Here is a 13,521-nt window from a genome sequence, read left to right on the forward strand (position 1 = left end):
GGTCTCGCTGCCCTGCAGGGCGGCGGGCAGGCGCTCGGCGGCCAGCGCCAGCCAGGCCAGCTCATGGGCCAGGGTCGGGCTTTCGGCCAGGACGGCGCGCCAGATGTCGCCGGCCTCCGGCAGCTCGGCCTCGGCATCCAGCTTCCAGCCGCCGCCCGCAGGCTCGGCCAGGCCGTCCTCGGCCAGCGCGCGCAGCATGGCCTGGGCATAGGGCGTCAGGCCCATGGCCGGCAGGCGGCCGCCCTCGCCGGCGATCCCGGCCAGGGCCGTGTGCAGGCTGGAGACGACATGGCCTTCCAGCAGCAGCGCGGTCTCGGACAGGTCCTGGGCCTGGTCCTCGGCCAGCGCGGCGGTGGCGGCGGCGTCGAGGTCGATGGTCGGCGCGCGGCCGGGCTGCGGGCCAACCGCCTGGTCGACCAGACGGAACACGGCCTCTTCCGGCGTCAGGCGCGGCGCCAGGCGGATGCGCTGCATCCAGCCATCCTCGAGGCGGGCGACCACCTGGCCGCCGCCGTCGCGCAGCACCAGGGTGTAGTGGCCGGAGCGCTCGCCGCGATGCAGCATCTGCAGGTCGGCGGTGACCGGCACCGGGGCGCCGCGCTTCAGCACGACGCGGCCGAAGCGGACCGGGACGACGGCGCGGCCGTCCTGGCTTTCGCCCGGGGCCAGCAGCTCGACCATGCCCTGCAGCGCGCCGTCGAAGCGCACCGGGTGCAGCAGCCAGCCGGCATCGTCGGCGGGGGCGGCCCCGGGCAGGACGAGCCTGACCTCGGCGCGGCGGCCGGCCTGGCCGACGCTGACGCTGTCGACCACGGCGAAGGCCGGGCCGTAGTCGAGGTGGTAGCGCCGCGCCTGGGCGCGGGTCTGCTCGCCCGGGATCAGATGCGGGCTGACCGGGGCCGGCACGGCATCGCCCGGCAGGGCGGCCAGCGTCGAGGGCGCCACCTGGCCGCGGGCATGCAGCGTCCAGCCCTCGCCGGACAGGCGCGGGCGGCTTTCCAGGCGGAACAGGCCGGATTCAGGGTCCAGCTGGCTGCGGAGCTCGCGCGAGCGGTCGGCCGAGAGCGGCAGGGCGCGCAGGATCTGCATGTCGCGCAGCTCGAGCGCCGGCGCCTCCGGGAACAGCAGCGCGCCGGCGGCGAAGGCCATCTCCAGCATGGCGGTGGCGGGGAAGACCGGCTCGCCGCCCAGCTTGTGGTCGGCCAGCCAGGGCTCCAGCGTGGTGTCGAGCAGCCGGCGCCATTCGCCGAGCTCGGCGCCGGCCCGCTGGCCGAGCAGCGGGTGGTCGGTCTGCGGGTCGGTCAGCCGCGCGGATTCGGCGCTGGGGGTGAACCAGTGGCGCTGCCGCTCGAAGGGGGTGAAGGGCAGGCCGCGGCGGGTGGCGGGGCCCTGCCAGGCCGGCCCCTGGCGCGGGTCGGCGCCCTGGGCGAAGGCGCGGTCGGCGAGGCCGGCGAAGGGGTCGCCCAGGCCGTCGCGGCGCGACAGGCTGGGCAGCACCGGGGCCTCGGCCTCGGCGGCGCGCAGGCTTTCGCGCAGATAGGATTGCAGGACCGGATGCGGGCCGATCTCGATGAAGAGGCGGGCGCCGCAATCCACCGCCGCCTGCACCGCCGCCTGGAAGCGGACCGGGGCGCGCAGGTTCTGCCACCAGTATTCGGCATCCAGCGCGACGCCGGGCAGCTTGCTGCCGGTGACCGAGGAGAGGAAGGCGCGCGCCTCGGCGCCCGGGGTCAGCGTCTTCAGGTCGGCGGCCAGCGCGTCGCGCACCGGGTCCATCGCCGCCGAATGGAAGGCATAGTCGAGATCGAGGCGGACGGCGGCCAGGCGCTGCGCCTTGGCGGCCGCGACCAGCGTGTCGATCGCAGCCTCCGGTCCGGCGACGGTGATGGCGTCGGGGGCGTTGTAGGCGGCGATCTCCGGCCGCCAGCCGGCGGCGTCGGGGGCGCAGGCGGCGAGCAGGGGGGCTGCCGCCTCGGCGCCGCAGCCGATGGCAGCCATGCGGCCATGGCCCTGGCGGCTGTGCTGGGCGCGGGAGCGGGCGACCACCAGCGTCACCGCCTGCTGCAGCGTCAGGATGCCGGCGGCATGGGCGGCGGCGACCTCGCCGACCGAGTGGCCGAGGCAGAGGTCGGGGCGGATGCCCTCGGCGGCCAAGGCGGCGAGGATGCCGAGCTGGACGAGGAAGAGCAGCGGCTGGGCGCGGTCGGTGCCGGCCAGCTCCTCGGCCGTCACGCCACGCTTCAGCAGGGCGTAACCGGACCAGCCGGTCAGCGGGGTCAGCAGCGCATCGGCCTGGCGCACGGCGGCGCGGAAGGCGGCGTTGTGCGCCATGGCTTCCGTCGCCATGCCGGCGAATTGCGCGCCATTGCCGGAGAAGACGAAGGCGACATGGCCGCCGGCGCCGCGCTTGGCGACGCCCTGGGCCAGGCCTTCGGGGCGCTCGCCGGCCAGCCAGCCGGCCAGGCGATCCGCGAGCGCTTCGGGCGTGTCGCCGCGCAGCGCCAGGCGGTGGCCATGCAGGTCGCGATGCCGGGCGGCGCCGCGCAGCAGGGCAGGGACCGGGTCGTTGGCGGGCGCCTCCACGGGGGTGGAAAGCTTCTCATGCCAGCTGGCCGCGAGCTCGCGCAGCGCGGCGGCGGAGCGGGCGGAAAGCAGCAGCGGCGGCGTCGCCTTGGCCGGCTTCGCGGCGGCGGGCTTCACGGCCGGGGCGCGGCCCAGCAGCAGCGAGGCATTGGTGCCGCCGAAGCCGAAGCTGTTGACGCCGGCCAGCGACTTTTCCGTCAGCGTCAATTCCTCGGTCGCGGTGGCGACGCGGAGATTGAGGCCGGCGAAGTCGATGTTCGGGTTCGGCGTGTTGAAATGCAGGTTGGCGGGCAGCTGGCCGCGCTCCAGCACCAGCATCGCCTTCAGCAGCCCGGCCATGCCCGAGGCCGGCTCCAGATGGCCGATATTGGTCTTCACCGAGCCGATCGGCAGCGGCGTGCTGCGGCCCTGCGCCAGGGCGGTGCCGATCGCCCAGGTCTCGGCCGGGTCGCCGGCCTGGGTGCCGGTGCCATGCGCCTCGAAATAGGCGAGGTCGGCGGTGTCCACGCCCGCCTCGGCGACGGTGCGGGCCAGCAGCGCGGCCTGGGCCTCGCGATTGGGCAGCGACAACCCGATGGTGCGGCCGGCGGCATTGGTCCCGCAGCCGAGGATCAGCCCGCGGATGGCATCGCCCGCGGCCAGCGCCGCCGAGAGCGGCTTCAGCACCACGAGGCCGGCGCCCTCGCCGCGGACATAGCCGTCGGCGGCGGCATCGAAGGCCTGGCAGCGGCCGCGGGCGGAGAGCATGCCGGCGCGGGAGAAGCCGGCGAAGGCGAAGGGCGAGAGCAGCAGCTGCACGCCGCCGACGAGCGCCGCCTCGACCCGGCCGGCGCGGATCGCAGCGACCGCAGCCTCCAGCGCGACCAGGGAGGAGGAGCAGGCGGTGTCCACCGTCTGTCCCGGACCGCGCAGGTCGAAGACATTGGTCAGGCGGTTGGACAGGATCGACAGGGTGTTGCCCGTCATGAAGTAGCGGTCGGTGCCGGCGGGGTCGGCCAGCCGCAGCTCGGCATGGTCGGTCGAGCTGCCGCCGATCCAGACGCCGACCTGGCGCCCGGCGAGCTGCGTCGCAGGCCAGCCGGCATCCTCCAGCGCCTCGGCCGCGACCTCGAGCAGCAGGCGCTGCTGCGGGTCCATCTCGGCCGCCTCGCGCGGCGAGAGGCCGAAGGCGGGGGCGTCGAAGCCGGTGATGTCGCCCAGATGCGCGGCGGCGAAGCTGTAGGAGCGGCCGGGCTCGCCCTTGCGCGGATGGTGGAAGGCAGCCTGGGTGAAGCGCTCGGCCGGCAGGGTGGCAACCGCGTCGCCGCCACGCGCCAGCAGGTCCCAGAAGGCCTCCAGATCGGGCGCGCCGGGCAGGCGGCAGGCGGCGCCGATGATGGCGATCGGTTCCCGGGCCAGGCCTTGATCCTGCTTGTCCCGGGTCTGCCGGCGGGCGGAGAGCTTTCTAGCTTCGGTCATTCCACATGCTCAGCGCGCCGCCTGGGGGCAGCCTGCGCGAAGGGTTCGAGAGAACGGACAGATCGCGCGACGGGCGGCAGGGCCCATCCGCGGTCGGTCATGGCACGGCTTCGGCGCCTGCGGCAACAACCCCGCCGGGAACGCCGGCGGCGACCACACCCGGCTGGCCGCCCCAGGCGCCATTGGACATGCCGGCCGGAACCGGCGCACGGGCGGCGCGGGCGCGGGCGGCGTGGCCCGAGGGGGCCTGGCGCGGCGTCGGATCGGTGACCTCGGAGAGCAGCCCGTCGACCAGGCGGAAATGCTCGGCCCAGTCGGGTGCCTTCCAGCCGGCCATGCGCGCCATCTGGGCGGCGCGGGCCGGGCTGTGCGGATCGGCATAGTCGAGCACCGCGTGGCGCCAAGCGGTGCCATCCAGCGGGTCGAGATAGTCGGGGACGTCGCCGCCGACCTCGCGCAGCGCGGGGAGGTCGGAGCAGATGGTCGGCACGCCGATCGCCAGCGCCTCGGCCAGCGGCAGGCCGTAGCCCTCGGCAAAGGAGGGGAACAGCAGGGCGGTGGCGCCCTGCATCACCTCGGCCACCATGCGGTCGGGCAGCTGGCCGACTTCCTGCACCAGGCCGCGCAGCGAGACGCAGCGCTCCAGGATGTCGACGATGTTCTCGTTCTCCCAGCCGCGCTTGCCGATGACGATCAGCCGGGGCGTCGCGGCGCCATGGGTGCGCGCCAGCTCGCGCCACATGTGCAGCAGCAGCAGGTGGTTCTTGCGCGGCTCGATGGTGCCGAGGGTGACGAAATAGGGGTCGGAGGGGGGCGTCGGCACGGCGCGCGGCAGGGTGTCGATGCCGAGCGGCGCGACGAGGACCGGCGGCGGCGTGACGCGGCCACCCAGATGCGGCGCCAGCGCCTCGGCCGTCGCCGCCGAGTTGACGATGATGCCGTCGGCCAGCGCCGCCGTGGTGCCGATGCGGCGCAGATGCTTCTCCGCCTGGCCGGGGCGGGCGTATTCCGGATGGGTGACCGGGATCAGGTCATGGATCAGGGGGACGAAGGCGCAGCCGGCGCGGCGCATCGCCTCGATCGGCCCGGCGCGGTCCAGCGCCTGGTGCGAGACCAGCAGGAAGGCGATGCGGCGGCCCGACTGCAGCAGCCGCGCCAGCCCGCTGCGGCCGAGCCCCAGCAGCAGCCGCCCGCGCCCGAGCGAGCCCAGCCGCGCCGCGCGGCGGAAGGCCGGGCCATTGGCCTGGCCGCTGCTCCAGGCCTCGGTCAGGGCGGCGACCAGGTCGGCGACCAGCTTGCGCGGCAGCTGGCCGAAGCCGCCCTGCAGCTCCTGGCCGACGAAGCTGCAGACCTCCTCGGGCGCGGCGAGCCAGTGGCGGGCATAGGCGAGCTCGACGCGATCGATGCCGGAAGGGGTGCGCTTGCGGCCGCAGCCGAGCAGGCGCGAGACATCCAGGATCACGTGCAGGCTGTCGTCTCGGTGCGGGTCAGCAGGCATCACGGATCCTCGGGATACGGTGGCACCCTGACGGGCAGCCCCCGATGCAATCGAAGTCAGCAGATCGGTCGTAGGCGGCAATTCGGGTCGGCGTTCGCCAGACTATGCTGCAACTGCGAAGGGAGACTGTCACGATTTTGTGGCGGGATTAACCCTTGGTCAATCTCATTTATGAGAATGTGCTTGTTTCGACGGGTAATTTTGCTTTGAACTTTTCGTTATGAGCACAAAAATCAAGCGTTTAGGGCTCAGGCTTTAGTGCAATATTAAATTTACCGTCATTCCGCCTGTAACGGTATCCGGTTAGCGGATACGCCACTCGTCAAAATTTCATGCATGGTTTCCGCGCTCTTCAGCCGGATGTCGGCATAGGCGGCGGGGGTGTGGAAGGCGCTGTGCGGCGTCACGATCAGCCGCCCGGAAAGCCAGGATTCCCGCGCCCGATAGGCCGCAAGCAACGGTGGGATCGGACCCGTCGCCGGCGGCTCGATCGGCAGCACGTCGAGTCCCGCCCCGGCCAGGTGGCCGTCCCGCAGGCAGCGCTCCAGCGCATCCAGGTCGAGAATCGGGCCGCGCGCCGTGTTCACCACCACCGCTCCGGGCCGCAGCCGGCGCAGCGCCGCCTCGTCCACCAGGCCGGTGGTCGCCCGCGTCAGCGGCGCATGCAGCGACAGCGTGTCGGTGCGCTCCATCAGTGCCTCCAGGCTGCGGCAGCGGGTGATGCCCAGCGCCCGGTCCACCCCGTTCGGCAGATGCGGGTCGTAGAAGGCAACGTCGAAGCCGAAGGCGCGGGCCCGCAGCGCCACCGCGGTGCCGATCCGCCCCAGCCCGAGAATGCCGAAATTCTGCTCGCCCAGCCGCTGGATCAGCGGCGTCTCCACCTGGGTCCAGGCCGCCGGGCTGTCGCCGCGCTGCAGGTCGTGGTGCAGGGCGATGCCGCGCCGCAAGGCCAGCGCCAGGGCCACTGCATGGTCGGCGACCTCGGTGGTGCCGTAGTCGGGGACGTTGCAGACGGCGACGCCGCGTTCCGCCAGCGCCACCCGGTCCAGCCGGTCATAGCCCACGCCCATCCGCACCACGGCGCGCAGCTTCGGGAAGCGCGGCAGGTCCTCGGCGCGCAGCCAGTTGCGGAAGATGAACAGCCCTTCCGCCTCGGCGCAGAGCGCATCGGGCAGCGCGGCCAGCCCCGATTCGCCGCCGCCACGCAGCAGCCGGATGCGGCCGGCGAACAGCGCATCCTCCAGCGCGGTGTCGGGGTAGAGGCCCTCCGGCTCGAGCACGGTCAGCATGCAAGAAATTTCCCCCGGATTTTCGTTGCGCGCAGGATGCGATCGCGGGGTTGGGGGCGCAAGCCACCCCGCCTAAGCTTTGCGTCATCGCAGCGACGAAGGCAGAGCCCATGGCGGACCGCAGCATCCTGATCACCGGCGCATCCAGCGGCATCGGCGCCGCCACCGCCCGCGCCATGGCCGCCCCCGGCGCGCGGCTGGCCCTGCATGCCCGCAACAACCGCGAGGGTGCCGAGCGAGTCGCGGCCAGCGTCCGCGAACTGGGCGCCGAGGCCGTGGTGCTGATGGCCGACCTGGTCGAGCCCGAGGCCGCCGGCCGCCTGGTGGCCGAAGCCGCCGACAAGCTGGGCGGCCTGGACGTCCTGGTCTCCAATGCCGGCTTCGCCGACCGGACCCCGGTGGCGCAGCTGACCGACGAGGCCTTCGCCCGCAGCCAGGACACCATCCTCTGGGCGCTGCTGCGCCTGGCCCGTGCCGCCGGCCCGATCCTGGCCCAGGGCAACGCGCCCCGCCTGGTCGCCGTCTCCTCCTTCGTCGCGCACAACTTCCGCACCGACAGCACCGTCTTCCCGGCCTCGGCCGCGGCGAAGGGCGGGCTGGAGGCGCTGGTGAAGGCCCTGGCCCTGGAATGGGCGCCGGTCGTGACGGTGAACGCGGTGGCCCCCGGCTACACCCAGAAGGACGCCGGCGCCCATGCCGCGCTGGACGCCAAGGGCTGGGAAGCCGTGCTGACCCGCATCCCGATGCGCCGCCTGGGCCTGCCCGCCGAAGTCGCCGAGGCGATCGCGTTCCTGGGCTCGGTGAAGGCGGGGTACATCACGGGGCAGGTGCTCCACGTCGATGGGGGCGTGGTCGTCTGAAGAGAAGGCCGGCTTGAAGAGAAGGCAGGGGGCAAGGCCAGGGGAATGAATTCCCCTGGACCCCTTCTTCTTTCTGGGGTGACTGCCGTGTCCACGTGACGACAGGATGTGGAACGGCCCGGCGGCAGCGCGACCTGTGAGGGCGCGCCGTTTTCATGGGCCGGCGTCCCGCCGAGATGCCCTGGTGTGGGTTTGGTTGGAGCGCTGGCTCCCGAACGGCCGATGATCAGAAAGAAGATGGGGGCTTGGGGGAATTCATTCCCCCAACCTTCAGCCTGCCTTCTCTAAGCCTGTCTTCTCTTCAAGACCCCAACGCCACCAGATCCGCCCGCAACCGCGCCGCGTTCCCCGGTGGCAGTTCCGCCTCCACCGCCGCGTGCGTCTCGGTCCAGATCGGCATCGCCTCGGTCAGCAGCATCCGACCTGCGGGGGTCAGGGCCAGGCGGCGGCTGCGCTTGTCGGCCTCCGACACCAGCACCTGCACCAGGCCGCGGCGTTCCAGCGGCTTCAGCATCGCGGTCAGCGTCGTGCGGTCCATCGCCAGCAGCCGGGCGACCGGGGCCATCGGCGGCGGCTCGGGGCGGTTCAGCGACATCAGCAGCGAGAACTGCCCGTTGGTCAGCCCCACCGGCCGCAGCGCGGCGTCGAAGCGGCGGGCGAGCGCGCGGGCGGCGCGCTGGGCATGCAGGCACAGGCAGTGGTCGCGCACCATGAGCGTGGTCGCGAAAGGCAGCTCGGCCGGTTCTGACACAGAGTTTATAATGTTGATATCAACCTTCTCTGTCAAGGTGGCGGGTAGGGAGGAACGACGATGCAGAACCAGGTCGTCTCGCGCGAGGACTGGCTGGCGGCCCGCAAGGCCCTGCTGGCCGAGGAAAAGGCAATGACCAGGGCCCGCGACCGGCTGAACGAAGCCCGCCGCGCGCTGCCCTGGGTGGCGGTGGCGGAGGACTACCGCTTCGACACGCCCGCCGGGCCGAGGCGGCTGTCCGAGCTGTTCGAGGGCCGCAGCCAGCTGATCGTCTACCACTTCATGCTGGCCCCGGGCTGGGAGGCGGGCTGCACCGGCTGCTCCTTCGTGGCCGACCACCTGGATGGCACGCTGCCGCATCTGCAGCACCATGATATCAGCCTGGTCGCGGTGTCGCGCGCGCCGCTGGCGGAGATCGAGGCCTATCGCCGCCGCATGGGCTGGCATTTTCCCTGGGTCTCCTCGCATGGCAGCCGCTTCAACGAGGATTACCATGTCAGCTTCCCGGCGGAAGCCATGGCCCGGGGCAGCATCGACTACAACTACGCTCCCCTGCCGGCCGGCAGCGCGGAGAGCGAGATGCCCGGCCTCAGCGTCTTTGCCCGCGGCGATGGCGGCCAGGTCTTCCACACCTATTCCAGCTACGCCCGCGGGCTGGAGGAGCTGCTGGGCACCTTCATGCTGATGGACCGCACGCCGCTGGGCCGCAACGAGCGCGGCACCATGGACTGGGTGCGCCGCCACGACGAATACGCTGAAGCCGACGGCAAGCCTGCCGCCGCCGCCTGCTGCCACGACTGACAGGATCGGAAAGACGATGAGCGATTGCATGGCGCCCAGCATCACCGACCAGCACCGCTGGCTGCTGCAGTTCCAGGGCGAATGGCACATGGTCGCCGATTGCGCGGCGCCCCCGGGCGGCGAGCCCGTCCATTTCGAAGGGCGCGAGACGGTGCGCGCGCTCGGCGAGGCCTGGATCCATTGCGAGGGCATCGGCCCCGGCCCGACCCCGGAGAGCGAGGCGCGCAGCGTCATGCTGCTGGGCTACGACACCGCCAAGGGCTGCTTCGTCGGCACCTTCACCGGCTCGATGATGACCAATCTCTGGATCTATCAGGGCCAGCTCGATGCCGATCGCCGCATGCTGACGCTGGACACCGAGGGCCCGAATTTCGGCCCCGAGGGCGGCACCGCGAAGTTCCAGGACATCATCGCGCTGGAGGCCGATGGCGGCCGCAGCATGACGTCGCGCATGCAGAAGCCCGATGGCCGCTGGGAGCAGGTGATGCGCGCCGTCTATCGCCGCATCTGACGCGGGGGCTGCGGCGTTGGTTGCCTGATCCCATCGAAGGACCGACGCCATGCAGCAGCCCCGCATCGCCCGCATCTGGCGCGGCCGCGTCCTGCGCGACCGCGCCGACGAATACGAGCTCTACAACTACGAGGCCGGCATCCTGCCGCTGGTCGAGAGGGCGCTGGCGGTGCAGACCTTCCGCGAGGAGCTCGGCGCCGAGGTGGAGTTCACCACCATCTCCTACTGGCCGGACGTCGAGTCGATGGCCCGCTTCACCGGCCGCGACCCCACGGACATCCACCACCTGCGCCGCGACCCCGAATTCCTGGTCAGCCTGCCGAGCGCCGTGCAGATCCTGCAGCTGCGCAGCAGCCATGGCTTCGGCCTGCCGCCCTTCGAGCCCGGTTAAGCCAGCACCTTGAAGCCCGCGAAGCGCAGCGTGGCGCGCAGCACCTCGTCCGGCCGCGCCTCCAGCTCCAGCATCGCCTGATAGGGGTCATCGCCGGCCAGGCCCAGCACGGCGGCGAAGGCGGGCTCGGTCTTGCGCCCGGCCTCGCGGTGGCGCTTCACCGCGGCGCGCAACGGCGGGCCGCCCATCGCCAGCAGCCGGCTCTCGACGCGAAAATGCCGCCAGCCATGCTGCTCCGCCACCGGCCGCGCCTGGCCGAAGATCTCCACCGGCCAGCCCTCCAGCGTGAAGGCGGCGACCACCGGCCGGTCCGCCCAGCGCCATTGCCGCATCCGGAACCCCGGCGCCTCGGCGAAGGCCTGCCAGACCACGGCGGCGAAGGCGATGGCGTCGGGGGCGTGGCACAGCACGTCGATGTCGCTGCCCGGCAGGTCCAGCCCCAGCGGCGGCGTCCCCGCCACATGCGGGTCGAACTCGGCCAGCCGCGCCAGCAGGCTGCCGCGCCGCAGGGCCTCGCGATAATCCGGACGCAGCGCGGCCGTCGGCATCAGTCGATCCGGATATCCGCCTCGCGCACCAGGGTCGCCATGCTCTGCCGCCCCTCCTGCACGAAGCGGGCGAAATCCGCGGGCCGGCTTCCGACCGGCACGGCGGCCAGCTGGGCCAGGCGCGCCTGCACCTCGGGCTCCGCCAGCGACGCCGCCAGCGCGGCATGCAGCGTCTCGGCCGTCGCCAATGGCAGCTTCGCCGGCCCGAACAGCGCCGCCCATTCGGAGATCGTCAGCCCCGGCAGCCCGGCCTCGGCGAAGGTCGGCACCTCCGGCTGCACCGTGACGCGCTGCTCGGCGGCCACCGCCAGGAAGCGCGCCCGCCCCGCCGCCACCACGGGGCCTGCCGACAGCGCGGTGATGAAGGCGGCGTCCAGGTTGCCGCCGGCCAGGTCGCGCGCCGCATCGGCGCCGCCGCGATAGGGCACATGCTGCAGGGTGATGCCGGCCAGGCGCTGCAGCTGCACCACCGCCAGATGCCCCGCGGTGGCATTGCCCTGGGTGCCGATGTTCAGCGTCCCCGGCTGCGCCTTGGCCAGGGCGATGAAGCCGGCCAGGTCGCGCACCGGCGATTCCGCCTTCACCGCCAGAACCTGCGGGAAGGTCGTCACCAGCGAGATCGGCGTGAAGGCGGTGGCATAGTCGAAGGGCAGCCCCTTCAGCAGTGCCGGATTGACCAGATGGGAAGAAGCGTCCCACAGCAGCGTCTGCCCGTCCGGCGCCGCCTGCGCCACCGCGCCGCCGCCGACGCTGCCGCTGGCACCCGTGCGGTTCTCGACGACGATGGTCTGGCCCAGCCGCTCGCCCATCCGCGGCGCGATGGTCCGTGCGGCGCTGTCGGCGGCACCGCCCGCGGCGAAAGGCACGATCAGCCGGATCACCCGGCCCTGCGCCAGGGCCGGCGCAGACAGCAACGAGGCGGCCAGGACAGCGCGACGAGTGAACATCGGAAAAGCTCCTCCATTTCTTAAAGAGAAGCTTAAGCAAAAAGGCTGGGGGAATGAATTCCCCCAGGCCCCCTTCTTTTTCCTGTCCGTCAGTCCACCAGGGTGGCACGCACCTCGCCAGTCGAGCCATCGGCCACGCCAAGATCGGTCACATGCGGGCCGGCATTGCAGGCCAGGCTGGCACCCACCACCGCTTTGAACACCCGGTACGGCGGCAGCCATTCGGCGATGCCGTCGGTCGCGGCGCGCAAGGCCGAGAACTGCGCGGCGACCTCGGCCGCCGGGGCGTCGGAAATCAGGCCGGCGACCGGCAGGGGCAGCAGCGCCCGCACCACCCCGCCCGACGCCACCGCCATCCCTCCGCCGGCCGCGATCAGCGCATTGGCGGCCAGCGCCATGTCTTTCTCGCCGCGGCCGAAGACGCAGAGATTGTGGCTGTCATGCGCGACCGTCGTCGCCAGCGCGCCGCGCCAGCGGCCCCAGCCCTCCAGCACGCCCATCACCGGCACGGGCTCGGCCAGGCCGTGCCGATGCACCACCGCCATCCAGCAGGCCTCTTCCGGCAGGACCACGGCGCCATCGACGACGGCGGCCTCGATCTCGCCCCAGCGGGTGAAGCGCGGCTGCGACACCGTGCGCAGCCGGGCGGTCGGCCCGGGCGCGCGCAGCACGAAGTCAGTGGGCGATAAAAGCCCCAGCCGCATCGTGTCGCGCAGCCCCGGCGGATCGGCTTCCGGCAGCGGCGCCACCAGCGCCCCGTCCTGCGCCACCAGCGCACCGGAGACGAAGACCTCCGCCACCTCGAGCGCGTCGAGCGAGCCGACGGCCAGAAAATCCGCGCGGCGGCCCGGCGCGATCAGCCCGAGATCGGCGCGGCCGATGCGTTGCGCCGCATTCAGCGTCGCCGCGCGAAAAGCTTCCAGCGCCGGCATGCCGTAGCGAACCAGCCGGCGGATCAGGTCGATCATCCCGCCGCGCGCCACCAGGTCGTCGGGAAAGACGTCGTCGGTGCAGAGCGTCAGCGTCTGCGGCCAGCGGGGCAGGGAGGCCAGCGCCGCCACCGCCTCCGGCAGCAGGTAGTCATGGCTGCCGCGCAGTTCGATGGCGAAGCCGGCCCGCAGCTTCTCCAGCAGGTCGTCGCCCGAGGTGATCTCGTGGTCGGACGAGATCCCCGCCGCGGCGAAGCCCTGCAGCGCGCCGCCAGTCAGCGACCGCGCATGGCCGCAGACCAGCTTGCCGCTGTCCAGCCCGGCCTGGACGATGCCGGCCATCAGCGGGCTGCGCGCCAGCACGCCGCGCATGTCCATCACCTCGGCGACGCCGGCGACCTCCGGCCAGGACAGGATTTCTTCCAGTTCCTCGGAGCCGAAGGCGGCCCCGGCCCGCTCCAGCCCCGGCGCCGAGGGCACGCAGGACGGCGCCAGCACCAGCGCCCGCAGCGGCAGGTCGCGCAGGGCGTCGACCGCCCAGCGCAGGCCGGCGATGCCGGCGACGTTGCCCAGCTCGTGCGGGTCCCAGCAGACCGTCGTCGTGCCCTGCGGCAGCACCGTCTCGGCATAGCGGCGCGGGGTCAGCATCGAGCTCTCGACATGCATATGCGTGTCGATCAGCCCGGGCAGCAGGATGCGGCCGCCGAGGTCGATGACTGTCGCCGCATCGTCGCGGCTACCGCGCGGATGCACCGAGGCGATCAGCGGCCCAACGCAGCCGACATCGGCCTCGCGGATTTCACCGGTGGCCATGTCGGCGATGAGGCCGTTCACCAGCAGCAGGTCGAACGGAAGAAGGCCTTGGGCCGCGCGGACGGCGCGGTCGCGCAGGGCCCGGTCGTTCAGCGGAAAGCGCTGGTCGATGCTCATGCCAGGGAGATTAGCGGAAGCAGGG

11 protein-coding genes are annotated in these 13,521 nt (G+C 72.5%); 4 read left to right on the forward strand and 7 right to left on the reverse strand.

All coding sequences use genetic code 11. From position 1 onward, the window contains the following. The 3 genes from BKE38_RS09590 to BKE38_RS09600 all read right to left on the reverse strand — a co-directional run. The coding region (locus BKE38_RS09590) for a type I polyketide synthase (protein WP_131829549.1) at positions 1-4,041 on the reverse strand (4,041 nt) is incomplete at its 3' end. Positions 4,042-4,138: 97 nt separating this feature from the next. Beyond that, positions 4,139-5,539, reverse strand: a complete 1,401-nt coding sequence (locus BKE38_RS09595; protein ID WP_076957101.1) for a glycosyltransferase family 4 protein — start codon at positions 5,537-5,539, stop codon at positions 4,139-4,141. Positions 5,540-5,817: 278 nt separating this feature from the next. Beyond that, positions 5,818-6,828, reverse strand: a complete 1,011-nt coding sequence (locus BKE38_RS09600; RefSeq protein WP_076957102.1) for a C-terminal binding protein — start codon at positions 6,826-6,828, stop codon at positions 5,818-5,820. Positions 6,829-6,938: 110 nt separating this feature from the next. Here BKE38_RS09600 and BKE38_RS09605 point away from each other — a divergent pair, with 110 nt between their 5' ends. Next, a complete protein-coding gene (locus BKE38_RS09605; RefSeq protein WP_076957103.1) occupies positions 6,939-7,688 on the forward strand; it encodes an SDR family NAD(P)-dependent oxidoreductase in 750 nt (249 codons plus the stop codon). Positions 7,689-7,989: 301 nt separating this feature from the next. Here the strand turns inward: BKE38_RS09605 and BKE38_RS09610 are convergent, their stop codons facing one another. After that, on the reverse strand, positions 7,990-8,439 hold the full coding sequence (locus BKE38_RS09610; protein WP_076957104.1) for a MarR family winged helix-turn-helix transcriptional regulator: 450 nt from the start codon (positions 8,437-8,439) through the stop codon (positions 7,990-7,992). 60 nt (positions 8,440-8,499) lie between these two features. Between BKE38_RS09610 and BKE38_RS09615 the strand changes: the two genes are divergently transcribed. The 3 genes from BKE38_RS09615 to BKE38_RS09625 are packed head-to-tail and all read left to right on the forward strand — an operon-like array spanning position 8,500 to position 10,142. Continuing rightward, positions 8,500-9,240, forward strand: a complete 741-nt coding sequence (locus tag BKE38_RS09615; protein WP_076957105.1) for a DUF899 domain-containing protein — start codon at positions 8,500-8,502, stop codon at positions 9,238-9,240. Positions 9,241-9,256: 16 nt separating this feature from the next. Next, entirely contained in the window at positions 9,257-9,751 is a 495-nt protein-coding gene (locus tag BKE38_RS09620; RefSeq protein WP_106409177.1) for a DUF1579 domain-containing protein, read from the forward strand. 49 nt (positions 9,752-9,800) lie between these two features. Beyond that, positions 9,801-10,142, forward strand: a complete 342-nt coding sequence (locus tag BKE38_RS09625; RefSeq protein ID WP_076957106.1) for a hypothetical protein — start codon at positions 9,801-9,803, stop codon at positions 10,140-10,142. Here the strand turns inward: BKE38_RS09625 and BKE38_RS09630 are convergent. From BKE38_RS09630 to BKE38_RS09640, 3 genes are all read right to left on the reverse strand, one after another. Beyond that, a complete protein-coding gene (locus tag BKE38_RS09630; protein WP_076957107.1) occupies positions 10,139-10,690 on the reverse strand; it encodes a DUF4269 domain-containing protein in 552 nt (183 codons plus the stop codon). The genes BKE38_RS09625 and BKE38_RS09630 overlap by 4 nt on opposite strands. Next, complete coding sequence (locus BKE38_RS09635) at positions 10,690-11,637, reverse strand: Bug family tripartite tricarboxylate transporter substrate binding protein (protein WP_076957108.1); 948 nt, start codon at positions 11,635-11,637, stop codon at positions 10,690-10,692. Before BKE38_RS09635 ends, BKE38_RS09630 begins: the two co-directional genes overlap by 1 nt. A gap of 89 nt (positions 11,638-11,726) precedes the next feature. Next, positions 11,727-13,496: an adenine deaminase gene (locus BKE38_RS09640; RefSeq protein WP_076957109.1), complete on the reverse strand. Its 1,770-nt coding sequence runs from the start codon at positions 13,494-13,496 to the stop codon at positions 11,727-11,729. Positions 13,497-13,521: the final 25 nt, after the last annotated feature.

It is taken from the genome of Teichococcus deserti (assembly GCF_001982615.1).
Lineage (GTDB): Bacteria > Pseudomonadota > Alphaproteobacteria > Acetobacterales > Acetobacteraceae > Pseudoroseomonas > Pseudoroseomonas deserti.

Bases quoted from the DNA above. Each gene is read 5' to 3' on its own strand.
- BKE38_RS09625 (WP_076957106.1), top strand. From the start codon at position 9,801: ATGCAGCAGCCCCGCATCGCCCGCATCTGGCGCGGCCGCGTCCTGCGC.
- BKE38_RS09600 (WP_076957102.1), bottom strand. From the start codon at position 6,828: ATGCTGACCGTGCTCGAGCCGGAGGGCCTCTACCCCGACACCGCGCTG.
- BKE38_RS09620 (WP_106409177.1), top strand. From the start codon at position 9,257: ATGAGCGATTGCATGGCGCCCAGCATCACCGACCAGCACCGCTGGCTG.
- BKE38_RS09605 (WP_076957103.1), top strand. From the start codon at position 6,939: ATGGCGGACCGCAGCATCCTGATCACCGGCGCATCCAGCGGCATCGGC.
- BKE38_RS09640 (WP_076957109.1), bottom strand. From the start codon at position 13,496: ATGAGCATCGACCAGCGCTTTCCGCTGAACGACCGGGCCCTGCGCGAC.
- BKE38_RS09595 (WP_076957101.1), bottom strand. From the start codon at position 5,539: ATGCCTGCTGACCCGCACCGAGACGACAGCCTGCACGTGATCCTGGAT.
- BKE38_RS09615 (WP_076957105.1), top strand. From the start codon at position 8,500: ATGCAGAACCAGGTCGTCTCGCGCGAGGACTGGCTGGCGGCCCGCAAG.
- BKE38_RS09630 (WP_076957107.1), bottom strand. From the start codon at position 10,690: ATGCCGACGGCCGCGCTGCGTCCGGATTATCGCGAGGCCCTGCGGCGC.
- BKE38_RS09635 (WP_076957108.1), bottom strand. From the start codon at position 11,637: ATGTTCACTCGTCGCGCTGTCCTGGCCGCCTCGTTGCTGTCTGCGCCG.